Consider the following 23,962-nt stretch of genomic DNA (forward strand, 5'->3'; position numbering starts at 1 on the left):
TCAATCTTGCCCTTCAAGGGGGGCACTCAGCGCCTTGACCCGTTTGGAGATGTCCATCACCGTCATCCGCCGGTTGTCGATCCACCACTTGGCCGTTGTTTTTTTCTGCCATTCGGCCATGAAGGCTTCAAACGCCCTGTCCGACATCGCCCTGGCTTCCTCGCTGTCAAAGGCCAGGCTCTTCTGCAGGTAGTCGACCTTGTTGATCAGCTCGGCCCTGATTTTCTCGGCCCAGGAGATCATCTTCTCGGTCCCGGTCAGCGGGGGAAAACCCTTTTCCCGGTTCGTTCTGGAGAGCGTTTCCGTCTGTTTGCTGAAGTACGCCTTTTTGCACTTGTCGCAGTACCAGTCCCTTTTGTCCACCAGAAAGAGGTTTTTCTCGTGGCTTTCGAAAAGCTCTACCGTGAATTTTTTGTGGCAGGTGCGGCACCGAACGTCATAGGTAAATTGATCGATTGTCATAATGATTCGCTCCTATAGCCAATATCAAGGAAAGCCCCTGCCGGGGAATGATGCCGCCCCGGCAATCAAGCAATCTTATTTTAGCCCCCTTATTTTGGATTATAGGTCCGTAATTTTTTTCTCATGAATACGCTCAAGGGGTCCTCTTTGTAGGCACCAAAGGGGCTGGTTCGTGCATAACCCAGCTTCTCATACAGGGCGATAGCCGCGTGCTGGTGGATGCCGGTTTCAAGCCTGGCTTCGGCAATCCCCTCCCTCAGAGCAGCTTTTTCCAGAACATGCATCAACCGCCGGCCCAGGTGTCGGCCCCGGTACGCTTCGGGAACATACAGTCGTTTGATCTCCACGTAACCGCGGCCTGTCCTTTTAAACGATGCAATCGCCAAGGGCCGCTTGCGGTCAAAAGCGGCGATAAAATGGTAGTCCGGCCCGGCCAGATTGGCAACGTCCACGAGGTGGTTGCTCTCGGGCGGGTACAACGATGCCTGATAGGCATCCAACGCCTTGATCATGCGCACAATTTCAGGTGCCCGGGGATCAACCGGCTCAACGGTGATGCGGTCGTCTTGAAACAGTCGTGTCATAACATCCGGAACCTTTTTGGTCTCGACGGATTCCGCTTGCTTGCCCGGCTCCATGCGGAGCGTCAGGGAACGCGCGTGCAGGGCCAGCCGGTCAAATCTCAGGTTCTCTTGCAGATAGCGTGTCGCCCGGGTCGAACCGTAGCGTGCATCACCGACGACCGGGTGGCCGGCAAGTTTCGCATGCCTTCTAATCTGATGGGTGCGACCGGAAAGAATCTCCACTTCCAGCATGGTGTAGTGCTCGCTGCGGTCGATAACCCGGTAGCGCGTTTCACAGGGAAGACGTTTTCCAGGGCCGGCAGGGTTGCTGCGCCCGCCTGCCCTCTTACTCAACGGCCACCGCCAGGTTTTCCATGCACTTTCCGTACCGGGTCCTTCCAGGTTCCCGTGCAGCACGGCTGCGTACACCTTGCTTGCCTCCCGGTTTTCGAACTGTTCGGCATAAAATCGGAACCTGTCCCGCGTTACCGACAACAAAACGACACCGCTGGTTTCCCTGTCCAGGCGATGAACGGGGTGAACGCCGAAATCAGGCTCATATGCGGTTCTCCGCCGAAGCCGGCTGTCGTGGACGACCAGCGCCTTTACCAGGGAGCAAAGATCTTTCCCAGAATCATTGTGCACGGACAAACCGGCGGGCTTATCCACAAAAATCCTTCCGGGGCCGCTTCCCAGCACGGGAATTTCGATACGGCCTTCCATTACGGTGAACATGGACCGGTTTTTATTTGTTCAGCCATCTATCGACCGCCTCCGCGACCCCGCCGTCGTTGTTGGAGGCCACGGTTTGATAGCGACCCTTCAGCGCCCCGGGTGCATTGTTTACCACAAAGCTGTTGGCCGCCCACGCCAACAAATCGCCGTCATTGAAATCATTTCCGACGGCCATGGTGTTTTCCGGCGCTACATTCAGTTCCCCGGCCAGCCAAGCTGCGGTTTTACTTTTGGAAACATCCGCATGAAACACTTCTATCCACGTGGAAAGATGGTCCAGGGGCGATGTTGTTTGGACAACACTCAAGGCCGGCAACGCCTTTCTGACGCTCGTTAGGGCTTGCCCCGATTTGTGTTCAGGCACAACGGCAAGAAATTGGGCTGCCTCCCCAAACCCGTTTTCGTTGCTGCTATTCAACGGCTCTCCGAACGCTCGGTACAGCTCGATGCGGCTTTCGAAATCACGGTTGTTCAGGCTGAAGCGCCTATACCCAAACCGGTGATTGTCCGGAACGGGGTGGTGCAGCATGAAATCAAAATCGGTTTTCCGGAAAAATGCCAGCACACGGGCCACCACGTCCGGCGGAAGGTTGATTTTGTACACCAGATCTCCAGCGGGTTGGGTAATGACGCCGGCGCCGGTGGTAAAAATAACATAATCCACCGGCAGATCCGCACCGGGTGAACAATTAAAGGAAAACAGGGAACGCCCGGTGGCGACGGCGGTTTTAATGCCGCTACGGGTCATTGCTTCAAGGGCTTTCAGGTCCCGCAGGGCAATCGTCCCGTCCGTGCGCAGCAGGGTTCCGTCGAAATCGGTGATGAACAACCCTTTGCCGGTGCCGTCCTCACGCATAACCCTTGCCTCTTTTTTCACCATTAGTGGCTTGGTCTCCGTCTTTTTCGATTGGATCTCCAGGCTCATACGAATCAAATATCGGCGGCAACCCGTCGAAGGACGTCATTTTTTCGATAAGCCGGTCGACGTCCACGAAAGCGGGCAAATGGTTCCGGCATGCGTTCAGTTTGGCCACCACCTTGGGGAGTGTTCTTGCGGCTCCCCTTTCGCGGCCGCTTTCCAAAAGCACGAACAATCCAGCCGACCGGATGAGTGCCTGGAGCATTGTTTTCTGCATTCCCACGGCAGTTTTCCAGGCGGGCTCCAGCCATTCGTGAAACTCGAAAAACAAGGCCCGGTTCCATACCAGTCGTGCAATCTCCAGCGTGTCATCCAGGCTAAGCCCTTTTGCGGCAACCTGCTCAAGAACCTCGGCATAGCGTCCCGCCCGATCTTCGATGTATACCCGCACGTGGGGCGGCAGCTCTTGGGGCGCCAATTGATGGACGGCATCATTCACCGGCCGAATATCCCCGGCGTTGAGGGCGTCCACAAACCCCTCGGAGAGCGCATTGCGGACATCCCGGCATAGACGGTCGTTGAAAGGATCAAACAGGACGTTCTCCTCATTATGTCGCATCTTCCCTTACCCTTCACACCACGCAGAGAACGTCAGCGTTTCGGCCAACGTTCCGCGTAAAGGCGGCCAACGAATAGAATCCATTGAAAATATTTTCATTGTGATCATTCTTAAAATTTGAAATGTTCGACGTAAACTATATATTTAGATATAAATAGTCAACAACCTCTCCAAATCATTCGGTTGATATTATCGTGTATTGACGCGTATAAGATGCACAGCGTGCAGGTTAAACCGTCAGACGGGATCGGAACAAACATGATTGTCTCTTTTCATCCGTTATATGAAGGGGATAAAAATATACTCTGTGCCGGGCGGGATCCGGGCGAAAGGGAGCGAACCGCAATGCGCTCGGCGAGGGCCGTTATTCTGCCCCAAGGGTGCCGCAAATCGTTGTACCGCATGGCCCGGGCCACCTGCCCTCTCGTTTTTCCCAATTATGACAAACGGTTCGAATATCCGGATAAAATCGGTCAGGCCCTTCTTTTCAGAAAATACGAAGCCATACACCCAGAAACCGAAACCTTCGGGTCTGTGGCCGACTTCAGGGAAACCTATGCAAGCTACCGGGAATTCGAAAAAAAACGGTATCCCCTGGTATTTAAATTCGACTGGGGTGGAGAGGGGCACAATGTCTTTTTAATAAAAGATGCACGGGAACTGCAACAGATGATGTCCAGGGCGGCATCTTATGAAAAAACAGGCCAGTATGGATTTCTCCTGCAGGAATTCATACCATCACGAGGACGCTCCCTGCGAGTGGTGGTGATCGACACGCTAACGAAAACCTACTGGCGCAGGCATGGAAATCCCGACGCCTTTTACACCAATTTAAGCAAGGGGGCGGTCCTGGAAACCGACAGCGCCCCCCTGCTGCAAGAAGCGGGGAAAAAAGCGGTCATCGCTTTTTCACAGAGGACGGGCATCGATCTGGCCGGATTCGACCTGCTTTTTTCAGAAAAATCGCTTGCAAGGGGCTTGATTGAACCCCTGTTTCTGGAAATAAACTATTTCTTCGGGCGCAAAGGCCTGGGCGGCTCTGACGCTTACTACAAACTCCTGCAACGAGAAATTGACCGCTGGATAGATGTTCATGTCCGCCGATAAATCTCAGGCGCTCAACTTGGGTCGGGGTTTGAAATCCGGACCGGGTGCTGATATGCTGCATGTGCAACAAAAAAACCGTCAATCGCTCGTTGCATTACTATGAAACCATTCGCTTACGACCTGGACGCAAAGGATATCAGCCGGGAACGCCGCAAGGCGCGAGAACTGCGGGCTTCCCAGTGGTGGAAACGCCGCTGCGACAAGGGCGTCTGCCACTATTGCGGCAGGGCCACACCGCCCAAGGAGCTCACCATGGACCACATCGTGCCCATTGCACGGGGGGGCAGAAGCACCAAGGGAAATATCGTTCCCTGCTGCAAGGACTGCAACAATAAAAAAAAACAGATGCTGCCCATGGAGTGGGAAGGGTACCTGTCAACGCTTGGACACAAAGCGTTTTAAATTCATGGCAACCGGTATTATGGGTGAAAAACAGCTGAAATTCCTGGAATTCGTGCCGCTTATCCTTTATATAACCTTCGTTCGGGCGGTGGGAGGCGACGCAGCGGCCCTCCCATGGAAGATCTCCTTTGTCACGGGCGGCATTGCGTCCGTGGTCGTTTTTACCGTCCTCATGCGCAACAAAGGGTTCATCCTCAATCGCATCGTACTGGGCGTCAACCTGTTTCTCATCAGCGGAGGCATTGCCGTCGCTCTGCGGCTGGATCCGCTGCTGAAGCTTTACTGGCGCTTCAACCCCGCGCCCATGTTCATCTGGATTTTCGGCGTCGGGCTGGCCGCCACGTTTTTGAGCCCGAGCGGCTTCACCGGAGAGTCCCTCAGCGACCGCGGCACCGTTCGACGGCATTCCGCCCTATTGACGGCGGCAACCGCCATTGCTTTGGGAATTTCGTTGGCGTTTCGGGGAAAAGCGATTTATGCCGACATCCTGCCTTTCATCGGCCTCTTTATCGTCAACGACAGGCTGCGGGCGAAACCCAGCCGCTCTCCGGACCAGGGGTAGCCGGTTTTATGCGAGCGCAACCAATGGATACATCGTCGGGTTCACGGCGTCGGTGGACACCGTACCTTCTTCTGACCGTTGCCCCCCTGTGCTGGGCCGGCAACGTGGTCGTGGCCCGCAACATTGTGGACACGGTTTCTCCGTTGAGCCTGGCCTTCTGGCGCTGGACCCTCGCCTTTGCCATCCTGCTTCCCTTTGCCTGGAAACAAGTCGTCAGGGATTGGTCTGTCTTTCTAACCCATTGGAAGATATTTTGCTTTTTCGGATTAACCGGCATCAGCATGTGGAATACACTGCTCTATGTGGCGGTACAGACAACCACCGCCATCAATGCGGCCCTCATGCTTACCGTCATGCCGGCCATGATCGTTCTGATCTCCCTGGCGGCTTTCAAGGAAAAAATAACGCCCCTGCAAATGACCGGCCTCTGCTTCAGCATGATCGGGGCCGTAACGGTCGTTTTGCACGGCCGTCTTGAAAACCTCGTGAACTTCGTTTTTGTCGAAGGGGATCTTTTCATGCTGCTGGCGGTCCTGGTCTACGCCCTCTATTCCGCATTCTTAAAAAGCAGACCGCCGGTCCATCCCGTGAGCTTTCTTTTATTCGTTATCGGAATCGGTTTTCTAGGACTATTGCCGCTCTATGTGTGGGAATGCGTTGAAGCCACCGCCTTTTCCTTCGATAAAGCGTTTCTTTTTAGCATCGCCTACTTTGCCGTATTCCCTTCGCTGGTAGCCTATTTCTGCTGGAACAGGGGCGTGGAGCTCATCGGTGCCAACCGGGCCGGGTTGTTTATCAACCTGATGCCCGTGTTCACCTCCATCATGGCTCTCATCTGGCTGGATGAAGCGCTGCACCCCTACCACCTGATCGGTTTGTTTCTGATTTTTACCGGAATGGCGCTTTTCAACCGGCATCGTTGAGGATTTCATGCGAACGGAAAAAGGGATGCACGACCTCGTGGAGGCAATATTCGCTGATAAGCTTAGTTTTCCACCGACCTTACCGTTCCCAGGTATATGGCCATCAAGACGATGCCCACCCCGCACCAGTTTATCCACCCCATGGGGCGGCTAAAAATCAATACATCCCAGACAAAAGCGAGGGCCGGCTGAAGCAGAAGAACCAGCCCGGAAAGGGATGCCCGTATTTTTGGCAGGGTATTGGCAATAAAAATCCAACCCAGGAATTGACTGAAAAGCCCCAGTGCGATCAATGAAGCCAGGCTCATTAAACCGGGTATTCTGAAGCTCTCCGACGATACATACACCTGACTGCCTAAAAACACGGTCGATATGAGCGAAACCAGCGTTAAAACATAAAAAAAAGAAATGCCGCTCTGTTCGGCCTGGAGCCTGCGCAGAGACAGGAGAAAGCCGGAATAGCAAACCGCAGCCGCCAGTCCCGCCAAGATCCCAAGCCTGTACGTTTGATTCAAATTGTCCCAATCAACCCCTACGACCATCAGAAGTCCCGCAAAGGCTAAGGGAACGGACAGGATGAATTGAATAGGTATTGTTTCTTTTAAAAATACGATGCCGATCGCCGTTAAAATAAAAACCTGAAAATTTGGAAGAATCGTTCCAAGCCCCGGACCGATGCGGTTGATGCTGTAATGATAAAGCCACAGGTCCAGGGAAAAAAAGAAACTGCACAGCACCATCAGCAACAGTTGCCTTCGCCCGGGCCGGCACCATTCGCGGCGATATATTGAGGCCGCCACAAGAAAGATTCCTCCGAAAAAAACCCGATAAAAAGCCGACGTCGTCGAAGGCACGTGACTCCATTTGACCCACACTCCGGAGAAGCTGATGATGGCGGCCCCCATGACCAGCACAGCCAGCATGGGTATCTTGTTTTCAACCGATTTTTCTTTCATGGTCTACACGAAACAACGCTCGCTTTCCTCTACGTTGACACGAAAAAATAAAAACCCGTTGTGGCGATTGTCGTAATTACCGGACTCCCATAAGCCAAAGTCCTTTTGCTTGTCAATCAACACTTAATCTTGATATTGAAAATGAACAAATGCTGCTAACAAAACCTTTGGAACCATTTTTTGAAAAGGGTATGCCATGACCACCGTCAAAGCCAACAATATCGACATCGAGTATGAAACATTCGGGAAAGCAGACCATCCAGCCGTCCTCTTGATCAACGGGCTGAGCGGTCAGCTAGTGGAATGGGAGGAATGGTTTTGCCGGAGCATCGCCGACAGGGGATACTTCGTCATCCGGTTTGACAACCGGGATGCCGGGCTCTCCACAAAATTTGATACTGCCGGTGTACCCAACCTGGTTGAAGCGGCTCAAAAACGTTTCATCGGGCAACCGGTAGCCCCTCCCTACACCCTCGAGGAGATGGCCGAAGATGCGGCCGGATTGCTGGACGCCCTCGGCATTGAAAAGGCCCACGTGTGCGGCATGTCCATGGGGGGGATGATTGCCCAAACCTTCGCCATAAAGTATACCACGCGCCTGCTCAGCCTGACCTCCATCTACAGCGCCACCGGTGACCCGGCACTGCCGCCCCCGGAACCCAGAGCCATGGAGGTTCTGATCAAGCCCAATCCCACCCGACGCGATGCCAATATCGAACACGTCATCAACACCTACCGTGCCCTTGCGGGCTCCGGGTTGCCCTTTGACCAAGCCTTTCATAGCAAGATGGCGGCGAGGGCCTACGACCGGTCCTTTTGTCCCCAGGGAACCGCACGCCAGTTGATGGCGGTCTGGTCCCAGAAGGACCGCACCAGGGAGCTTGCCGCGGTCGATGTTCCCACACTGGTCATCCACGGCGACGAAGACCCCCTGGTTCCCTTGCAGGGCGGAAAAGACACCGCCGCTGCCATACCGGGCGCCAGACTCTTCGTCATAAAGGGCATGGGGCACGAACTGCCGGCACCGAATGCACATTGGGAAGAGATCCTGCGGGCGTTTTTGCGCCACATAAAGTGAGTTGAAAAATTGATCATTTTTGCATACAGTAGGCGAACTCATTTTTGCTATGATTTTTGGTTAAACGCTGATGTTCAACAGGAGGTGTGAGGTATGAAAAAGTGGCGATGCACGGTTTGCGGATATATTCATAAGGGCGACGAACCGCCGGACAAGTGTCCGGTCTGCGGTGCGGACAAAAGCCTGTTCGAAGAAGTCGTGGAGACGGCGGAGGAAACGGCTGATGCCGCCGCCGCAGAAACCCCCGATCCGCCCCCGGAGACACCGCCCGAAGAGCCAGCAAAGTCAGACCCGGAAAATCCACCCGTAGGACGGTTCGGAGAGCCCTACCAGCTTCTGATCGGGCAGATGCTCAAGCACCATGCCCATCCGATCTCCACCCACATTCCCAACGGCGTTCTGCCCATCACCTTCCTTTTTTTGCTCTTGGCAATGGTCACCGGATCGAAGTCGTTGGATACGGCGGCTTTCTGCAACCTTATCATGGTCGTACTCACCATCCCCGTGGTCATCTTTTCCGGCTTCGTCGAGTGGCGGCACCGCTACAAGGGCATCATGACCGGTCAGTTCAAGCTTAAAATCGCCTGCGCCGCCGTTGTCGCAGCCGGAACCCTTATCCTGGTCCTGTGGCGGATCGCCTCACCCGACGTTCTCACCGCCACATCCACAGGAAGAAACCTGTTCGTTTTCATCGGTCTGATAACCGTGACCGCCGCCGGCATTGCCGGCTTCATCGGCGGCAAACTGGTATTCAAGGATTGATGACGGGAATGGATGACAACCAATGAATGCCGAATCTCAACCTGGTGCCCCCCCGGCACCGACCCGGGACGCCTCAACCCTGGTCTTGCTGCGCATGCGGCCCACAGCACCCCCTTTCGAGCTGCTCCTCATGCGCCGCCATGCCAAACAGCGCTTCATGGGCAAAGCGTTTGTCTACCCCGGCGGACAGTTGGATGAACTGGACTGCAACCCCTCTCTGGCCCTTTACGCCAACGGGATCACCGCCGACATCGCCAAACGGCGGCTGCGCGAAAAGAATCTTTCCGGCGAAAAAGCCCTCGGTCTTTTTTTTGCCGCCATACGGGAGACATTTGAAGAGTCCGGCGTGCTCATGGGTGGCCGGACATCGGGACGGGACATCGATTTCAAGGATGCAGCGGTCAGCAGACAATTTGCCGAATACCGCGCGATGATACATCAGCAAAAGATGTCACTGGAAGATCTCGCCAAAGAGGAAAAATTGGTCTTCTGGCTGGATCGGCTCATGCCGTTTGCGCACTGGGTCACGCCCGAGGCCGAACCCAAACGGTTCGACACCCGGTTTTTTCTGGCGCCCATCCCTCATGGACAGGCACCCGCGCATGACGCCCTGGAAATGACGGAAACCATGTGGCTCACCCCCAAAGAAGCGCTGAACAAACAAACGGCCGGAGAGGTGCTTCTCATGCCGCCAACCATTAAAACCATAGAAGAGATGTCCGTGTTTTCCTCCCTGGGCGACCTGCTTGGCTATGCCGCTTCGCGCAGCATCCCTACCATACTACCCCAAATCACAACCGAGGGTGACCGTGTGGTGGTTAAGCTGCCCAACGATCCCGAGTACACCATTGCCGGGTCGAAGCAACGGCTTCGACCGAATGAAATTTCAAGAATTGTCATTGTGGAAGGCAGGCTGAAAGCCGTCTGTTTTTGGGAACAGACGGGCTGCTGAACGCTGCAAGTCTGGTTCTTGCCGGCAAAAGATGTGCGGATGGAAGTCATCCTGAAAAAAATATAGCGCAACATTCCCATGGGGATTTTGCGCTAGCGTTCACCGCGCCGGTAGGGTTCACCCAGCATGGCCGGCGCATTCAGCTTCCGGCTGTCCTTAAGACCAATCACCAAGAGGACCAGCAGTGTGCCGATATAGGGCAGCATGGCCAGAAAGTTGGGTGAAATGCCCAGCGGCTGCAGCAGATACTGCAACACAAATATGCCCCCGAACAAAAACGCGCCCACCAGGGCGCGCATGGGGTTCCACAGGGCGAAGATCGTCAGGGCGATGACGATCCACCCCCTTCCGGCCGTCATCCCCTCGATCCACGACCCGCTGTATGATATGGACAAATTCGCCCCGGCCATGCCGGAAAAAGCACCGCCGGCTATGATGCTCCCGTAGCGGATCAAAGAGACGTTGACGCCCTGGGCCTCCGTGGCCTGCGGGTTTTCACCGGCGGAACGGATCTTGATGCCCAGGTCCGTGTAGTCAAGCATGAACCAGGCGGCCGGGGCCAGCACCAGCGCCATGTAGAAAAACGGGCTCTGGTCGAAAAAGATCTCTCCCAAATAAGGAATGTCGGACAGATACGGAATGGCATAGTCGTGCATTTTTACGCTGAGGGGTTTTCCCACGAAGGGCTTCCCGGCCAGTCCCGAGATGCCCAGGCCCAGCATGGTCAGCGCCAGGCCGGAAACCACCTGGTTTGACTGCAGGCTCACGGATGCAAACGCGTGGATGACCGATATCACCATGCCCGCCAGAATGGCGGCCATCAGTCCGAGCCATGGATTGTGCGTGTAAAAAGTCACCATGAAGGCGGCTACCGCCCCGGTCGACATCACCCCTTCAACACCGAGATTGAGAATGCCGGAGCGTTCGCAGATTACCTCACCGATGGTGCCCAGCAAGAGGGGCGTACCGGCAATCAAGGTCCGCCGGACAACTGAAACGATCATATCTTCCATACGCTCAACCTGTTTTCAGCGGCTTCGTTGTCTGATGGCCCGTTCGCGGTTCAGCAACGAACCTGACTTTATGTTTCAAAAAATAATCCCCCATGATCAGAAACACGAGGAGGGTCCCGTTGAAAATTTCCACCGTCGCCGCGGGAAGCCCCAGGGAAATCTGAATGGCATCCCCCCCCACAAGAATACCGGCAAAGAATATGCTCGCGATGATGACGAAAAAGGGATTGAGTTTGGCCAGCCAGGCAACAATGATGGCCGTGAAGCCATAGCCGGATGAAATCGAGTCCGGATAGCTGAGATAGTGGTGAAGCCCCGCGACCTCCCCCACACCGGCAAACCCCGCAACGCCGCCACTTATGGCCATGATGATCAGTGTTGTCTTAAAGAAATCGATTCCCGCATAGCGGGCTGCCTCGGGGTTTTCGCCGATCACCCGGACTTCATATCCGAAACGGGTCTTGTAGATGACCATGCCCAGAACGGCCACGGTCAGCAGTGCCAGAATAAGCGTCGCATAGTGGATCCGCGACCCGGGAATCAACCCCAGGGTGGCCGATGCCGGCAGGTCGTCGGTGTAGGGAAAGCCGAACTTGGTTTTTCCCTTCCAGGGGCCCACAATCAAGAACGTCAGAAACTCGGCGCAGATGTAATTCATCATCAGGGTCGAAATGACCTCGTTGATGGCAAACTTTATCTTTAAAAAAGCCGGAATCAACCCCCAAAAAGCGCCGCCCACGAACCCGGCGAAAAACATCAGGGGAACGATTACCGGTGCAGGGAGGTGCGGGCCCCAGTTGAGCCCTACCCAGGTACCGAAAATGGCCCCCATCAAAAGCTGGCTCTCCGCACCGATGTTCCAGAACTTGGCTCTGAAGGCGATCGCCAGCCCGACGCCGATCAGGATCAGCGGAATGGCCTTGGTGACGGTTTCCTTGATGCCGTACATGCTGCCGAAGGAACCGGTGAAAATTTTTGCTATGGCAAAAACAGGGTTCACGCCAAAGGCGAGAAATATAAGCCCAATAAAGAACAGACCGGCCACGATCGAAAAAGCGAGCGCCCAAACCTTGTCGGCCGTTGTAATTTTTTCTCTGTCGGTTATGTTAATTGAGGGTATCATTCACTTTTTCCCCATGGCACGAGGCACGGCACCCCACGGTCATCCGGCCACACCGGCCGCAGGCAAACGCAGGGATCCGGCCATCATCAACCCGATATCCGCCGTGCGCGGATCATCGCTTTTCAAAATGCCCATAAATTCCCCCTGAAAAAGAACGGCTATCCGATCGCACAGTTCGAAAATCTCCTCCAGATCTTCCGAAACCAGCAGCACCGCCCCGCCGGCCATGCGCTGTTTTAAAAGCTGCTTGCGCAGGTATTCCGTTGCCCCCACGTCCAGGCCGTAGGTCGGGTGGGAGGCCACCAGGAGAACCGGGTCATGGCTGATCTCACGACCCAGAATAAGCTTTTGAATATTGCCGCCCGACAAATCCTTGGTCTGAACATTGATGGAGGGCGCCAGGACCTGGAAGGCGTCCACCAGTTTTTTAGCATGAGACTTGATGTTCCCGTATGCCAGCAGCGAATTCTTCGAATATTTTCTCAAATGGTGCTGCTTGAGGATAGCGTTTTCATACACATAAAGACCCGGTGCGATACCGAACTTAATCCGCTCTTCCGGCACATGGGAAACACCGCTGTCATAAATCTTACGGGGGGACCGGTTGGTTATGTCGCGATCATTGACGCTTATTTTCCCCGCAGCCACCTGCCTCAGGCCGGTTATCGCTTCCACCAGTTCCCGCTGACCGTTGCCGGAAACACCGGCGATGCCGAATATTTCGTTTTTATAAATGTCAAAAGAGACTTCCTTTACCGCCGGATAGCCCTTGTCGCTGTTTACGGTCAGGCCCGTGACCTGCAACACACGGTCGCTGGGTGGCATTTTTTCCCTTTGGATATCGAAGATCACGTCCCGGCCCACCATCATCCTGGCCAGCGTTTTTTTGTCCATCGCCGCCGTATGGGCATGGCCCACGATGCGTCCCTTCTGCAGCACCGTCACCCGATCGCAGAGAGCCATGATTTCATCCAACTTGTGGCTGATCAGGATAATGAGATGTCCGGCCTTTTTCATGTCCCTCAGCACCCGGAACAAATCCCTGGCTTCCTGGGGCGTCAGGACGGACGTGGGTTCATCCAGTATCAGCAAATCGGCGCCGTTGAACAGGGCCTTGATAATCTCTACGCGTTGCTGCTCCCCCGCTGAAAGCTGCCAGATCTTTTTGAGGGGATCGATTTCCAGGTTGAACTTTCTGGAGAAAGCGACGATGTCAGTCTCGATCTTTTTCTGCGGAAACAGAAAAGGTGTTTTTTTATACCCCAGGGCGATGTTTTCCGCCACCGTATGATTGTCCACCAGCATGAAATGCTGGTGGACCATGCCGATGCCCAGGCTGATGGACTCCAAGGGTGAGGATATGCGCACAGCCCTGCCGTTGATGATGATTTCGCCGGAATCCGGCTGATACAGGCCATACAGGATATTCATCAGGGTGGTTTTCCCGGCGCCGTTTTCCCCCAGAAGCCCCAGAATTTCCCCGGATGAAACCGTAAGGTCGATATCGCGGTTGGCGGGAATCCCATGAAACGACTTGGAGATGCCCGCCATCTCGAGTTTTTCGATTTTAATCATACATTTTAACTGTTGCCAGCAGGAACGGGGAACCAGACCTGCCGATTCCCCGCTCCATTTCACCATGATCCTTCATGATCGGACATGAAAATATATTATTTGGGAATACTGCCCACGATGTTGTCCACATAGTACATCATGCTCAGCAGATCACTCTTGGAGGCCCTGGTTCCCTTTTTAATCTTCAGCACCCCGGTGTTGTCATAGATGGGGCCGCTGAACGGATCGAAAACATCCGGACCCTTTTTCATCTGCGCGTAGCGTTTCATCACCAGATCGTAGGCCGAAATCTCACCGAAATCCGCGGTTTTTATTTTGGCGGCCTTGAGGTCGCCGACAAACTTCGGATTGATGCTGTTGTCGAAGCTGCCCCCCAGGATTGCCGCACCCTCGGCCGCCAGCCACCACATGTCATCGCTGGTCCAGGTCCCGTCATGCAAGTCCTGCAGGATCTTGACGTACATGACGCCCCAGTCCACCAACTGGCCGGACACCACGGAGTCGACGCCGTAGGACTGCATGGGACTGTAATGACTGAAGGTATAAATCTGCTGGCCTTTTTCAGAGTGCTCCTGGCCGACTTCGATGACCGCCGGCGTGTCTTCGGTAAACGCCAGGGCATCGCATCCCTCGGCAATCAATGCTTCGGCGGCCTCCTTGGCCTTGTCCGGCCCGTACCAGGCATAGATCCAGCGGACGTTCAGTTTGGCATTCGGGTTGGCCACTTTGATTCCCAGGGCAAAGGCATCGATGTGGCGCACCAGCTCCGGGATCGGGAAGGCTCCCACATATCCGATTTTATCGCTCTTGGTCAGGGCGCCGGCCATGATTCCGTTCAGATAGTACATCTGGTAGAGGTCGGCGAAATAGGTGCCTACGTTCTTTGACTGCTTGAATCCTGAGCAGTGCATGAAGTGCTTGTCCGGGTATTTCAGGCCGGCCTTGATCGTTTCGTCCATGTAGCCGAAGCTGGTGGTAAAAACCACGTCGCATTTCTGCTCCTGGATCAGCCGGTCGATAATTCGCGCCGAATCGGTCTCGCTCACCGATTCGATGAAAACCGTTTTCAGCCAGGGAAGCTTGGATTCCGCATATTTTCTGCCCAGGTCGTGCGCATGCGAGAAACCGTAGTCACCCACCGGCCCGACATAGATGAAGCCGGCTTTCATCGTTTTTTCCTCGGCCGAGGCAAAGCCGGAAACCATCAGAACACACAGGGACGCAGCCAACACCTTCAACAATGTTCTCATATTTTATCTCCCCTTTCATTCCCAAGTAAACAAACGCTAAAGAACGCACTCCAATTCAATATATTGCTTGACGCACGTATCGCCGCAACCCACTGTTCCGGCAGACGTAAAATGAATTAATACGACAGTCCGGTCCATCAAGTCAACATCTGGATTGACCCCGTCTTTAAGATTGTTTTTATTGACTTTCTCCTCTATATATGTTCTTCTTTAAGTTTACTAAAATCGATTTCCGGTGTTTCAGGAGGTGCAGCGTGTACGGTATAGAAGCAATCAACGCCTACAACGGATGGGCCATGGCGCTCGCCGGTGCGCTCATTGTCATGTGCGGACTGGCGGTGTTGTCTTTTGTCATCTCGAAACTTCACATCGTCGTCGACCTGATGGAAAAACGGAAACAGGACTCTCCTGACGCGAGCCTTGCCATCCCGTCAGCATCGTCCAAACCGGCGCTCACGGCAGAACACGATCTTTCCAATCTGGAGTCAAGCGTGGCCTGTTATTACACAGAAACCGCCAAACTGGGAAAAACCTTCACCCTGCAGGACCTGTTCGCCGTTTTCAGAGAGTGCGATTTTCCCCATCCGCACCTGACCATTCGCTCGCTCAAAGAAAAGGGCCTTTTGATACCGGCCGGCGAAGGCCTGTTCACCTGGAAGGGCTGAACAAGGAACGCTTCGCTGTTCACATAGAAACAAGCGTGGATAGAATCATCCGTTAACATTTGATAAATTAACGAAAGTGTATCTGCCATGGAACTTTTAATTCAATTTCTTTCAAATACCGGGTACTATCTTGCCGACTACCGTCATGTTATCATGCTCTGCGTTGCCTGCGTCTTCCTGTACCTGGCCATCGCGAAAGAGTATGAGCCGTTGCTGCTTTTGCCCATCGGCTTCGGGATCATTGTGGGCAATGTCCCCTTTTTCAAGGGATTCGGATTGGGCATCTATGAACCCAACTCCGTGCTTCACTATCTCTATTTCGGTGTGACCACCGGTATCTATCCGTCTATCGTCTTTCTGGGCCTGGGAGCCATGACCGACTTTTCCTCGCTGCTGCTGAGGCCGAAATTGATGCTGCTGGGCGCCGCAGCCCAGATGGGCATTTATTTCACGCTGCTCAGCGCCCTGGCGCTGGGATTCATGCCCAAGGAGGCCGCATCCATTGCCATCATCGGCGGTGCCGACGGCCCCACTTCCATATTTCTTACCGCCAAGCTGGCGCCACACCTGATCGGCCCCATCGCCATTGCCGCATACTCCTACATGGCCCTCATTCCCATTATTCAACCACCGATCATGCGGCTGTTGACCACCAAAAAGGAACGCCTCATTCGAATGCCTGAAGATGAACGCACGGTTTCCAGAAAAGAACTGCTTATTTTTCCCGTTATCGGCGTGATCCTGTGCTGCTTTCTGGCACCCGCTTCCATACCGTTGCTGGGGACTTTCTTTTTCGGCAACATCTTGCGCGTTTCGGGGGTGGTTGACCGGCTGGCCAAAACCGCGAGCTCGGCCATCATAGACACCGCCACCATATTCCTCGGTTTCACCGTTGGCGCCAGCACCCAGGCCGATGTGTTTCTGACCCCCAAGTCGGTGGGAATTTTCGCTTTGGGGGCGATTGCTTTCAGCATTGCGACCGCTTCCGGGGTTCTTTTCGCCAAAATCCTGAACCTGTTTTCCAAAAGCAAGATCAACCCCCTTTTGGGGGCTGCCGGTGTGTCCGCCGTTCCCGGATCGGCACGGGAGGTTCACCTGGTGGGACAGCATGAGGATCCGGGGAATTACCTCTTGATGCACGCCATGGCCTGCAATTCATCGGGCGTCATCGGATCGGCCATCTGTGCTGGCATTTTGTGGAGCTTCATGGTATAATCCTTTCATACCTTCACCCAATCGAGCTGATTGTTAACAAGTATAAGGCTTGAATCTTATCGCTATTTTTATAGCGTTTGGAAGCGCCTGCCGCGGATATTGTCGATCAATATCGATTACCCACGGCAGCTCATATTTCCAAACGTTATTCCACCAAACGCTATAAGGGAAGGGGGTAAAGATGCTTGCGAAAGTATTGATCAAGAGGCAATTCAAGGACGGTCACACCCAGGAAATCGTCAACCTTCTAAACGATCTGCGCTCAGCCGCCATGCGGCAACCCGGCTACATTTCCGGTCTGACCCTTATGCTGCCGGAAAACCCGAACATCATGCTGGTTATCGGGACCTGGCAGACCATAGATGACTGGATCCGATGGAAAGGCAATGCCGAACGGACCCGGCTGGAAGCCATGCTCGATATCTACCAGGAGGGCCCGACACAATACGAGGCCTATGTCGTGGGCACCGGATTCAGCCAATAGTGCCCAGGCAATCGTCCTCTTCCCGGCTTAAGATCAGGCTTTTATCACCGGATTACCATAAGCACCGCTTCGCGGATGGCTCCGGTAATGCGGCCCATCATTCAGACCGCGGCCTTTCATGAAATCCGTACTTTTCCCTTGTAAGCACCGTCCTAAAAAGCTATAAGTAATTCCTTTAATATTTTTCTATTATAATCAATTCAGATGGTTATCTCCACCTGAGGAAGGATACAGCTATGGGGTTTTTGTCACCGACGACATCCCTGACCCGCTACCGAGTCGAAGGCAAGCTCGACGACCCGGTGATGGACAATATCTGCAGAGGGCTCACCGGAAACGCCATATCCAACATCGATGACGACGCGGCAGAAAGGATCATTGGCTGGACCGCTTTCAGCGACCCGTTTGTTCCCGGCTTCGAGGGCTCCAATTTCTCCATCGGTTCCTATTTCATCTTTTCCCTGCGTATCGACAAAAAAACGATTCCGGCTAAAGTCGTTCAGAAATATTTCGCCATCGAACTGTCTAAAAAGCTGAAGGCCACCGGGCGTGAATTTTTGTCCAGGAATGAAAAAAAGATGCTCAAGGAACACGTTATCAACCTTTTGGCATTGCGGATTCCGGCTACCCCGAACATATACAACCTGCTCTGGGACCATGAAGGCAAAAGCCTCTGGTTCTTCACCAACCTGAAAAATCCCTGCGAAGAACTGGAAACCCTTTTTTTGAGCTCTTTTCACCTGAAGCTGATTCGACTTTTCCCATATACCATGGTTGAGTTCCACGGGGGGCTTTCCGGAAATGAATATGACGCATTCACCAAGCTCACCCCCAAACGACTGACGGAGTAACGCATGCTGGACATCGCCACCGCCTACAACCGCTACAAATTTTTAGGGTATGAATACTTGACCTGGCTCTGGTTCGCCATAGAAAACGATCCGGGAAATCTGCAGAAAGGAGCGCTAACGTCAGGCGAAGGGGGGGAGGTACATCTCGGCAACCGCATCGTCCTCGAAAATTTTACCAGTGACAAACCCCAAAGCATCACGATTAAAGGCGACGATCCCGATTTAGACGCCGCCCTGCTATTTTTGAAAAGCGGCGCACTCGTCACCGAAATCAATCTGGTTTTCAAATTCAACGAACTGGAATGGCATTTCACCCTGAAAGGCGATAGCCTTTCCATCACCAACCTGAAAATGCCCCAAAAAGGCCCGGTGGACACACTTGAAGATACCGAAGGGGCTGTTCTGGAACAGGCGTACCTCCTCGAGCAACTCCTTCAGTACCACGATTTCCTTTTCCAAAAATTCATCCGGTTAAGGGTTTCATCCGACTGGGACAAACACTTCACTCTGGCGTTTAACAAGTGGCTGGAGGCGTCGTGAAGAAAGACGGTCAGTTCGAAGGACGCAGCGGAAGGTTTCACTTCATCGACTGGGGGGGAAATTCGCAATACGCACATTTTTCACATGCAACCGGCCTTTGCGCAGCGGCTTACACGCCCTTGGCCCGGTGCCTGACCGGGAAGTTGCATATGATCGGCCTGGACGATCGGGGCCACGGAAAAACCGACGCACCGGCCGACCCGGCCCGGTTGAAGGGGTGGAACGTTTTTGCAGGTGACCTTGAACCGTTTCTAGAATCCTGGAAAGCCCCCTTCGTGGCCATGGGGCACTCCCGCGGTGCGGTTTCCAGCCTCCTTTTGGCATGCAAGAGGCCCGACCTCGTCAAGGCCTTGGTGCTCGTCGACCCCACCATTCTGCCGTTGGCGTTCACATGGTATATTTATTTCTTAAAAAAAACCGGGCTGATCCGGCATATACCCATCGCCAGCCGCGCCGCCAAGCGCCAGGCGGAGTGGCCTGATATGCAGACGATCCGCTCCGTTTACCGGAAGAAATCCATGTTCCGCACATGGGACCCTGAATGCTTCGACGGTTATCTTGAAGACGGAACCCGGGGAAATGGTCACGGCTCTCTCCGGCTCAGCTGTACTCCGGCATGGGAATCCCGCTGTTTTTCCGTTTATCCCCACAACCTTTGGCACTTCATTCCAAAAATACGGCAACCCACTCTGGTTGTTTACGGAGGACGCTCGAACACCTTTCGTAAGAACGCCGTCAAACGATTGCGACGGCAGGTACCCCACGCGCACTTTCACTGTTTCAGGGAAAACGGACATTTTGTTCCCCTGGAAAAGCCCGTGGCAACGGCCGACGTCATTCTGGACTTTGTCGGCTCGTTGGATTTTTGATGTGTATGCAAAAGATGGTATGGTGGCAGACATGAACCCGTCGATCTTCATCTGCAATTGCCTGGCAGACCTGAGCGATGGTCTGCGGGAGGGTCTTTCCCACTTCTCCGGCCCCAGTCGGACGGCAGTGATCTATGCCATAGAACCGGAGGAAGCACTGCATATTTACGATCCCCAAAACCTGCTTCAGGGACATGAGCCCCGGTTCAAAGAGCTGTACATCGACAGTCGTGCCTGGCAGCGAACCCCCTCCGGGGCTTTCCTAAAAAACGGTTCCTTCCACATGATACCGGAAAAAAATATCCAGCTAGCCGGTCTAATCTCCTACGGCGGACGGTCCAGTTCGGTATTTTATCAGATGTGGTTCTCCGAACACCACCCCGACATGTGCGCCGTCGGCCCGACCGAACGGTGGCTCGAGCATGCCGCCTGGCGGTTTTCCCATGACGTGGCCAACGATGAGCAGCTTTACACGGGCATTTCCGGTAGCTTTCTGCGTGAATATGCCACCCATGCCGTACGTGATTTCATCGTTGATGAAATGAACGTCAGTCTTGGATGGGATACCCAGTTAAGGGTTTACCCCATTCTGGACACGATCCTGGGCATCGGAAATACCCGCGAAGAGGGTGCCTGGCCACGGGGTGAGTTGGCCTTCGTCGAAAAAAAGGCCTTGACCGACATTCGTTTTGTCGCCAGTTTCCCCGAAATGGAGCAACCCAACCTGAGTAATTTCAAGCACGTGCGCAAACTGCTGCTGGCCGTTGAAAATTCCACCCGCAAGCTTGTTTCCCAGGGGCAAACCATTATCGGCATATCGGAAGACTATATCAACGACTTCTGCATCAACGCCGAGTTCAACGGCCGCCATGGGTTTATACGCCTAAATGGGGACACGGTGTGCAGTTTTTCAGACGGCAGTTATCGCTCCACCACCCATCGAGCCAAGCTCGTCCAGGTCGAGGAGATGCTCCTGGAATCCGACCTGGATCCGGAAGACAGCAGTTTTCTTTTCAAAATCGTCTGTGCCCTCGCGCACCATGCCGAAAGTGATAAATTCGGCTGCACCCTCGTTCTGGACTTGAATGAGAAACCGGTGACCATTTCCGGACAAAAGCTGAAGGAACCCATCGACCTGCGGCAGTTGAACTATCTCGAGTTGGCCAAGTCGTTGGCCAAGGTCGACGGCGCCTTGCACATCTGCCGGGATATGAAACTGCACGCCTTCGCCTGCCTGCTGGATGGGCGCAGCATTCCCAGTGAAGACCGCGCCAGGGGCGCCCGGTTCAACTCCGCCCTTCGGTTCACGGCCGAACACCGCAGCCTGATTGTCGTTGTGGTTTCTTCGGATCGCCCGGTGTCCACTATCCAGGAGGGAATAGAGGTCAGCGCCCAGTGCCAATGGCATCCGGAATCCACCTGTACCGTGCAACACCCGACGCTCGAGGAACGGGTCTGCGAATAACAATTGCACGGGCAATTGTTATCAAACGCGGTTTCGCCCCTACCATTTAGAATATACAATATATAGTAGTATAAAAGGACTTAAACAACAATATAGCGTTAAAGAGGTGCCCGAAATAGATGAAAATAGCGGCGAAGCCGCACGCCGTAAGCGCAGCGCCGTAATCGTTACTGGCGCTTACGGCGCTGCGGTTACTCTTCGTGACCTTCTCGAATCAACAGCTCGCGGTACCAGCATGAAAACTCGTACATCCCCCGAAAACGATCTTCATCGTTGACGATGCCAAGACAAATCTCTAAAACCCCCCGACCGTAAGCGGGGCTGTACTCGTCCTGACTTCTGGTCTGTAAAAACTCCCTTACCAGCGTCTGGGTGGTCCGTTTACTCCTATCCCGGCGGATATCGATGGGATCTTTTGGTTCCTGAAAGGGATCCCATCTCTCGTACCCCCTTTTCAGAATCGCCTTCTGATTGCGGGGGGACATGGCATCGAAAATCGCTTTTTTGCGGTTTTCATCTTGTTTGGAAAGCATCGTCACGGCCGCCCCCTACTCCGCCTGCGAAGATGGGACAGCCTGCTCGTCACCGGCAACCCCAAGATAGGTTTCGTCGTAGTCAGTCAGCAGCGCCATGGAGAGTGGCACCAACAACTCGCCCAAACGGACGTATTTTGAGCCGATGTCACGGGCCAAGCGCTCCGACAACCGCAACAGCTTTTGTTGAATTACATCGATATTTACCGTTTGATACGGTTCCCCTGCCTTGAAACCACTGAGTCCGCAGGTGCGCCCCTTGCCGCCGATGGATGTCGGAATCCCGTAAAGGCGGCAGGTTATGGGACGAAACGCATAGAGATCACAGCGGTCTTGAGCATTCAGCAGTGGACACCGTACCCTGACGCCAGACAATTCGTTCAAGATCTCCTCTTCGGTTTTACCCCCCTCTAAATCCTTGACCACCTTCCTTTTAAGTTGGTGGATTTTCCGATCGATCCGGTTAACAGATTCCAGATAGGCGTTTTTGTCCCCACCCTTAAAGGTATCGTTGAAGTGATAATTTACATACAGGGCTTCTATCAAGGGTAAGTCAAACAGGGCGTAACAACAGTCTGCGCATCCCAACCTGCATTTAACCAAATCCGGATACTGTTCTCGAATTTTTTCAAATGTCTTGTCGGCAAGGTCCAGCAGCGCTTCATACTCTTTGAAATACGGATTAAAATCAATACTCATGGTCTATTCCCTCAAATTGTTTCACGTGAAACATTATTTTCCAACACAGAAGCGGCTGAAAATAGTATCCAGCATGTCTTCTTTGCAGTTCAACCCCAAAATTTCATCCAATCGTTCGATGGACGCCTTCAGGTCGAGAGCGGCAAAATCCATTTCCCCCCCCTTAGCGATGGTTTTCTGTGCGCTCTTTGCAAAGCGACAACATTTTTTCAATGCGTCGGCCTGTCTTAGATTGGGAACCAGCGACGCTTCTTTCCAGGTTCCGGCATCGCTGACACCGATGTCATAAATAGCGCGTCTCAATTTGTCAATGTTCGTTCCCTCGAGGGCCGACACACTGACGTTATGGATGCCCCGCCATCCATTCGGAAGGGGAGTGTCTTCCTTTAAATCATTCTTGTTCTGCACGAGAATGCATCTCTTGTCGCCAATTTTTCCGTATATATCCCTATCCGCTTTGGTAACCCCCTGGCTTAAATCGATCACAAATAAAACGAGGTCCGCTTCTTCCAGGGCGGCCAATGTCCTCTCTATGCCTAATCTCTCGATGGCCTGGGATGTTTCATGCAGCCCGGCCGTGTCGATGATCATAACCGGCAACCCATCGATGTCGATCATCTCCTCAATGGAATCCCGCGTCGTCCCGGGAATTTCGGTTACGATGGCCCGCTCCCTCCTGATCATGCGGTTTAGAAGGCTCGATTTTCCGACATTGGGCCTCCCGACAATCGCCATTTTCAGACCGTCTCTGAAAAACCGCCGATTCTCATACCCCATGATCAACCGCTCCAACGGCTGCAGTGCACCGATTTTTATCTCTTCCGCCATGCGATCGGGATCCAACGGCTCGTCGACGTCTTCTGCAAAGTCTATGTCGGCTTCAATCTCAGCCAGCCGCATCAGCAGGTGGTCTCTGACGATTCCAATTTCCTTACCCAGCATGCCCTTTAATTGCCCTCCGGCAATCGCCAGCGACATGCCAGTCTTGGCGTTAATGACATCGGCTACCGCTTCAGCCTGAGTCAGGTCGATTCTACCATTTAAAAAGGCTCTTCTGGTAAACTCTCCCGGCTCGGCCAGTCGAGCTCCCTGAGCAAGGACAAGCGCCAGAACCCTTTTTAAAACGACATACCCGGCATGGGTTTGAATTTCAACCACATCTTCAGTGGTGTAGGAATGCGGGGCTTTCATGAGGACAACCAGCACCTCATCAATGAAGCTGCTGTCCCGTGGATCGATAATGTTGCCGAAATACATCCGGTGTGAAACAAAGCCTGCGGTTCGAAGCTGTGCCGACTCGTCAGACCTTTTGCCTTTATGCTGGAATACGGTCGCGAGAATGTCCGCCGCCGCCTCGCCGGTCACGCGGACGATGCCTATGCCACCGCTACCCAGGGGGGTTGCGATGGCAGCTATGGTGGATGACGCCATATTCATTGTGCGTGAACCGGTTCTGAAAACTTAAAGCACGCAATTGACAAATGATGCGGTTCCGGCCGCGAACATGTCAACAAGGTGACCGGTCTAATTGCCTTTCGCCTTCCGATTGCGCTGCTTGGGAAAAATTTTCAGTTTGCGATAATATCCATCACCCAGACTGTGGGTCCTGATTTCGCCGTCCGCCTTCAATGCCAGGTGAACAATTCTCCGGTCGTATGCGTTCAACTGTCCGACGGTGGCTGGTTTATTGGTTCGCTTTA

General features: G+C 53.8%; 26 protein-coding genes. 14 read left to right on the plus strand and 12 right to left on the minus strand.

Annotated features, from left to right (window positions below; all coding sequences use genetic code 11):
* The 4 genes from LJE94_06325 to LJE94_06340 form a co-directional block, all read right to left on the minus strand.
* Complete coding sequence (locus tag LJE94_06325) at window positions 1–462, minus strand: hypothetical protein (GenBank protein ID MCG6909727.1); 462 nt, start codon at window positions 460–462, stop codon at window positions 1–3.
* 89 nt (window positions 463–551) lie between these two features.
* Window positions 552–1,760: a GNAT family N-acetyltransferase gene (locus LJE94_06330; protein ID MCG6909728.1), complete on the minus strand. Its 1,209-nt coding sequence runs from the start codon at window positions 1,758–1,760 to the stop codon at window positions 552–554.
* A gap of 10 nt (window positions 1,761–1,770) precedes the next feature.
* A complete protein-coding gene (locus LJE94_06335; GenBank protein MCG6909729.1) occupies window positions 1,771–2,640 on the minus strand; it encodes a Cof-type HAD-IIB family hydrolase in 870 nt (289 codons plus the stop codon).
* Window positions 2,609–3,238 (minus strand): DUF309 domain-containing protein, encoded by a 630-nt coding sequence (locus tag LJE94_06340; GenBank protein ID MCG6909730.1) that lies wholly within the window; start codon window positions 3,236–3,238, stop codon window positions 2,609–2,611. The genes LJE94_06335 and LJE94_06340 overlap by 32 nt, the downstream gene beginning before the upstream one ends.
* A gap of 345 nt (window positions 3,239–3,583) precedes the next feature.
* On the opposite strand from LJE94_06340, the gene LJE94_06345 reads away from it, so the two are divergent.
* The 4 genes from LJE94_06345 to LJE94_06360 all read left to right on the plus strand — a co-directional run bounded on the left by LJE94_06345 (window position 3,584) and on the right by LJE94_06360 (window position 6,232).
* Window positions 3,584–4,345 (plus strand): glutathione synthase, encoded by a 762-nt coding sequence (locus LJE94_06345; protein ID MCG6909731.1) that lies wholly within the window; start codon window positions 3,584–3,586, stop codon window positions 4,343–4,345.
* Window positions 4,346–4,444: 99 nt separating this feature from the next.
* Entirely contained in the window at window positions 4,445–4,747 is a 303-nt protein-coding gene (locus LJE94_06350; GenBank protein ID MCG6909732.1) for an HNH endonuclease, read from the plus strand.
* A gap of 19 nt (window positions 4,748–4,766) precedes the next feature.
* A complete protein-coding gene (locus LJE94_06355) occupies window positions 4,767–5,309 on the plus strand; it encodes a heparan-alpha-glucosaminide N-acetyltransferase domain-containing protein (GenBank protein ID MCG6909733.1) in 543 nt (180 codons plus the stop codon).
* A gap of 23 nt (window positions 5,310–5,332) precedes the next feature.
* Window positions 5,333–6,232, plus strand: a complete 900-nt coding sequence (locus LJE94_06360; protein ID MCG6909734.1) for a DMT family transporter — start codon at window positions 5,333–5,335, stop codon at window positions 6,230–6,232.
* A gap of 62 nt (window positions 6,233–6,294) precedes the next feature.
* Here the strand turns inward: LJE94_06360 and LJE94_06365 are convergent, their stop codons facing one another.
* Window positions 6,295–7,188 carry a DMT family transporter gene (locus LJE94_06365; protein ID MCG6909735.1) on the minus strand — a complete coding sequence of 298 codons (894 nt, stop codon included), beginning with the start codon at window positions 7,186–7,188 and terminating at the stop codon, window positions 6,295–6,297.
* A gap of 196 nt (window positions 7,189–7,384) precedes the next feature.
* Here LJE94_06365 and LJE94_06370 point away from each other — a divergent pair, with 196 nt between their 5' ends.
* The 3 genes from LJE94_06370 (at window position 7,385) to LJE94_06380 (ending at window position 9,980) form a co-directional block, all read left to right on the plus strand.
* Complete coding sequence (locus tag LJE94_06370) at window positions 7,385–8,266, plus strand: alpha/beta fold hydrolase (GenBank protein ID MCG6909736.1); 882 nt, start codon at window positions 7,385–7,387, stop codon at window positions 8,264–8,266.
* A gap of 93 nt (window positions 8,267–8,359) precedes the next feature.
* The gene (locus tag LJE94_06375) at window positions 8,360–9,028 is read left to right on the plus strand and encodes a hypothetical protein (protein MCG6909737.1); all 669 of its coding nucleotides are present in this window, start codon (window positions 8,360–8,362) and stop codon (window positions 9,026–9,028) included.
* A 22-nt stretch (window positions 9,029–9,050) separates the two neighbouring features.
* Entirely contained in the window at window positions 9,051–9,980 is a 930-nt protein-coding gene (locus LJE94_06380) for a hypothetical protein (GenBank protein MCG6909738.1), read from the plus strand.
* Between the two features lie 92 nt (window positions 9,981–10,072).
* Here the strand turns inward: LJE94_06380 and LJE94_06385 are convergent, their stop codons facing one another.
* From LJE94_06385 to LJE94_06400, 4 genes are all read right to left on the minus strand, one after another.
* Window positions 10,073–10,993: an ABC transporter permease gene (locus tag LJE94_06385; protein MCG6909739.1), complete on the minus strand. Its 921-nt coding sequence runs from the start codon at window positions 10,991–10,993 to the stop codon at window positions 10,073–10,075.
* 4 nt (window positions 10,994–10,997) lie between these two features.
* Complete coding sequence (locus tag LJE94_06390) at window positions 10,998–12,116, minus strand: ABC transporter permease (protein ID MCG6909740.1); 1,119 nt, start codon at window positions 12,114–12,116, stop codon at window positions 10,998–11,000.
* 39 nt (window positions 12,117–12,155) lie between these two features.
* Complete coding sequence (locus LJE94_06395) at window positions 12,156–13,691, minus strand: ABC transporter ATP-binding protein (GenBank protein ID MCG6909741.1); 1,536 nt, start codon at window positions 13,689–13,691, stop codon at window positions 12,156–12,158.
* Between the two features lie 95 nt (window positions 13,692–13,786).
* Window positions 13,787–14,941, minus strand: a complete 1,155-nt coding sequence (locus LJE94_06400; protein MCG6909742.1) for a BMP family ABC transporter substrate-binding protein — start codon at window positions 14,939–14,941, stop codon at window positions 13,787–13,789.
* Window positions 14,942–15,195: 254 nt separating this feature from the next.
* Between LJE94_06400 and LJE94_06405 the strand changes: the two genes are divergently transcribed.
* The 7 genes from LJE94_06405 to LJE94_06435 all read left to right on the plus strand — a co-directional run bounded on the left by LJE94_06405 (window position 15,196) and on the right by LJE94_06435 (window position 21,030).
* Window positions 15,196–15,606 (plus strand): OadG family protein, encoded by a 411-nt coding sequence (locus LJE94_06405; protein ID MCG6909743.1) that lies wholly within the window; start codon window positions 15,196–15,198, stop codon window positions 15,604–15,606.
* An 87-nt stretch (window positions 15,607–15,693) separates the two neighbouring features.
* Window positions 15,694–16,821: a sodium ion-translocating decarboxylase subunit beta gene (locus LJE94_06410; GenBank protein MCG6909744.1), complete on the plus strand. Its 1,128-nt coding sequence runs from the start codon at window positions 15,694–15,696 to the stop codon at window positions 16,819–16,821.
* Between the two features lie 181 nt (window positions 16,822–17,002).
* Complete coding sequence (locus LJE94_06415) at window positions 17,003–17,305, plus strand: antibiotic biosynthesis monooxygenase (protein MCG6909745.1); 303 nt, start codon at window positions 17,003–17,005, stop codon at window positions 17,303–17,305.
* A 236-nt stretch (window positions 17,306–17,541) separates the two neighbouring features.
* On the plus strand, window positions 17,542–18,156 hold the full coding sequence (locus tag LJE94_06420) for a recombination-associated protein RdgC (protein MCG6909746.1): 615 nt from the start codon (window positions 17,542–17,544) through the stop codon (window positions 18,154–18,156).
* Window positions 18,157–18,159: 3 nt separating this feature from the next.
* Window positions 18,160–18,696, plus strand: coding sequence for a hypothetical protein (locus tag LJE94_06425; GenBank protein MCG6909747.1), 537 nt, complete (start codon window positions 18,160–18,162; stop codon window positions 18,694–18,696).
* The gene (locus tag LJE94_06430; GenBank protein MCG6909748.1) at window positions 18,693–19,565 is read left to right on the plus strand and encodes an alpha/beta hydrolase; all 873 of its coding nucleotides are present in this window, start codon (window positions 18,693–18,695) and stop codon (window positions 19,563–19,565) included. The genes LJE94_06425 and LJE94_06430 overlap by 4 nt, the downstream gene beginning before the upstream one ends.
* 31 nt (window positions 19,566–19,596) lie before the next feature.
* Window positions 19,597–21,030: a DNA integrity scanning protein DisA nucleotide-binding domain protein gene (locus LJE94_06435; protein ID MCG6909749.1), complete on the plus strand. Its 1,434-nt coding sequence runs from the start codon at window positions 19,597–19,599 to the stop codon at window positions 21,028–21,030.
* Between the two features lie 191 nt (window positions 21,031–21,221).
* Here the strand turns inward: LJE94_06435 and LJE94_06440 are convergent, their stop codons facing one another.
* The 3 genes from LJE94_06440 to mnmE are packed head-to-tail and all read right to left on the minus strand — an operon-like array spanning window position 21,222 to window position 23,693.
* Window positions 21,222–21,563, minus strand: coding sequence for a hypothetical protein (locus LJE94_06440; protein ID MCG6909750.1), 342 nt, complete (start codon window positions 21,561–21,563; stop codon window positions 21,222–21,224).
* Between the two features lie 15 nt (window positions 21,564–21,578).
* Window positions 21,579–22,262, minus strand: coding sequence for a YkgJ family cysteine cluster protein (locus LJE94_06445; GenBank protein MCG6909751.1), 684 nt, complete (start codon window positions 22,260–22,262; stop codon window positions 21,579–21,581).
* Between the two features lie 33 nt (window positions 22,263–22,295).
* The gene (gene mnmE / locus LJE94_06450) at window positions 22,296–23,693 is read right to left on the minus strand and encodes a tRNA uridine-5-carboxymethylaminomethyl(34) synthesis GTPase MnmE (protein ID MCG6909752.1); all 1,398 of its coding nucleotides are present in this window, start codon (window positions 23,691–23,693) and stop codon (window positions 22,296–22,298) included.
* Between the last annotated feature and the right edge of the window lie 269 nt (window positions 23,694–23,962).

The organism is Deltaproteobacteria bacterium, assembly GCA_022340465.1.
Taxonomy (GTDB): domain Bacteria; phylum Desulfobacterota; class Desulfobacteria; order Desulfobacterales; family B30-G6; genus JAJDNW01.

Excerpts from the sequence above, each read along its gene's own strand:
- LJE94_06445 (MCG6909751.1), bottom strand. The coding sequence starts at position 22,262 with ATGAGTATTGATTTTAATCCGTATTTCAAAGAGTATGAAGCGCTGCTG.
- LJE94_06435 (MCG6909749.1), top strand. The coding sequence starts at position 19,597 with ATGAACCCGTCGATCTTCATCTGCAATTGCCTGGCAGACCTGAGCGAT.
- LJE94_06370 (MCG6909736.1), top strand. The coding sequence starts at position 7,385 with ATGACCACCGTCAAAGCCAACAATATCGACATCGAGTATGAAACATTC.
- LJE94_06340 (MCG6909730.1), bottom strand. The coding sequence starts at position 3,238 with ATGCGACATAATGAGGAGAACGTCCTGTTTGATCCTTTCAACGACCGT.
- LJE94_06420 (MCG6909746.1), top strand. The coding sequence starts at position 17,542 with ATGGGGTTTTTGTCACCGACGACATCCCTGACCCGCTACCGAGTCGAA.
- LJE94_06440 (MCG6909750.1), bottom strand. The coding sequence starts at position 21,563 with ATGCTTTCCAAACAAGATGAAAACCGCAAAAAAGCGATTTTCGATGCC.
- LJE94_06385 (MCG6909739.1), bottom strand. The coding sequence starts at position 10,993 with ATGGAAGATATGATCGTTTCAGTTGTCCGGCGGACCTTGATTGCCGGT.
- LJE94_06410 (MCG6909744.1), top strand. The coding sequence starts at position 15,694 with ATGGAACTTTTAATTCAATTTCTTTCAAATACCGGGTACTATCTTGCC.
- LJE94_06375 (MCG6909737.1), top strand. The coding sequence starts at position 8,360 with ATGAAAAAGTGGCGATGCACGGTTTGCGGATATATTCATAAGGGCGAC.
- LJE94_06325 (MCG6909727.1), bottom strand. The coding sequence starts at position 462 with ATGACAATCGATCAATTTACCTATGACGTTCGGTGCCGCACCTGCCAC.
- LJE94_06425 (MCG6909747.1), top strand. The coding sequence starts at position 18,160 with ATGCTGGACATCGCCACCGCCTACAACCGCTACAAATTTTTAGGGTAT.
- LJE94_06390 (MCG6909740.1), bottom strand. The coding sequence starts at position 12,116 with ATGATACCCTCAATTAACATAACCGACAGAGAAAAAATTACAACGGCC.
- LJE94_06400 (MCG6909742.1), bottom strand. The coding sequence starts at position 14,941 with ATGAGAACATTGTTGAAGGTGTTGGCTGCGTCCCTGTGTGTTCTGATG.
- LJE94_06350 (MCG6909732.1), top strand. The coding sequence starts at position 4,445 with ATGAAACCATTCGCTTACGACCTGGACGCAAAGGATATCAGCCGGGAA.
- LJE94_06395 (MCG6909741.1), bottom strand. The coding sequence starts at position 13,691 with ATGATTAAAATCGAAAAACTCGAGATGGCGGGCATCTCCAAGTCGTTT.
- LJE94_06360 (MCG6909734.1), top strand. The coding sequence starts at position 5,333 with ATGGATACATCGTCGGGTTCACGGCGTCGGTGGACACCGTACCTTCTT.
- LJE94_06415 (MCG6909745.1), top strand. The coding sequence starts at position 17,003 with ATGCTTGCGAAAGTATTGATCAAGAGGCAATTCAAGGACGGTCACACC.
- LJE94_06355 (MCG6909733.1), top strand. The coding sequence starts at position 4,767 with ATGGGTGAAAAACAGCTGAAATTCCTGGAATTCGTGCCGCTTATCCTT.
- LJE94_06335 (MCG6909729.1), bottom strand. The coding sequence starts at position 2,640 with ATGGTGAAAAAAGAGGCAAGGGTTATGCGTGAGGACGGCACCGGCAAA.
- LJE94_06330 (MCG6909728.1), bottom strand. The coding sequence starts at position 1,760 with ATGTTCACCGTAATGGAAGGCCGTATCGAAATTCCCGTGCTGGGAAGC.
- LJE94_06345 (MCG6909731.1), top strand. The coding sequence starts at position 3,584 with ATGCGCTCGGCGAGGGCCGTTATTCTGCCCCAAGGGTGCCGCAAATCG.
- mnmE (MCG6909752.1), bottom strand. The coding sequence starts at position 23,693 with ATGGCGTCATCCACCATAGCTGCCATCGCAACCCCCCTGGGTAGCGGT.
- LJE94_06380 (MCG6909738.1), top strand. The coding sequence starts at position 9,051 with ATGAATGCCGAATCTCAACCTGGTGCCCCCCCGGCACCGACCCGGGAC.
- LJE94_06365 (MCG6909735.1), bottom strand. The coding sequence starts at position 7,188 with ATGAAAGAAAAATCGGTTGAAAACAAGATACCCATGCTGGCTGTGCTG.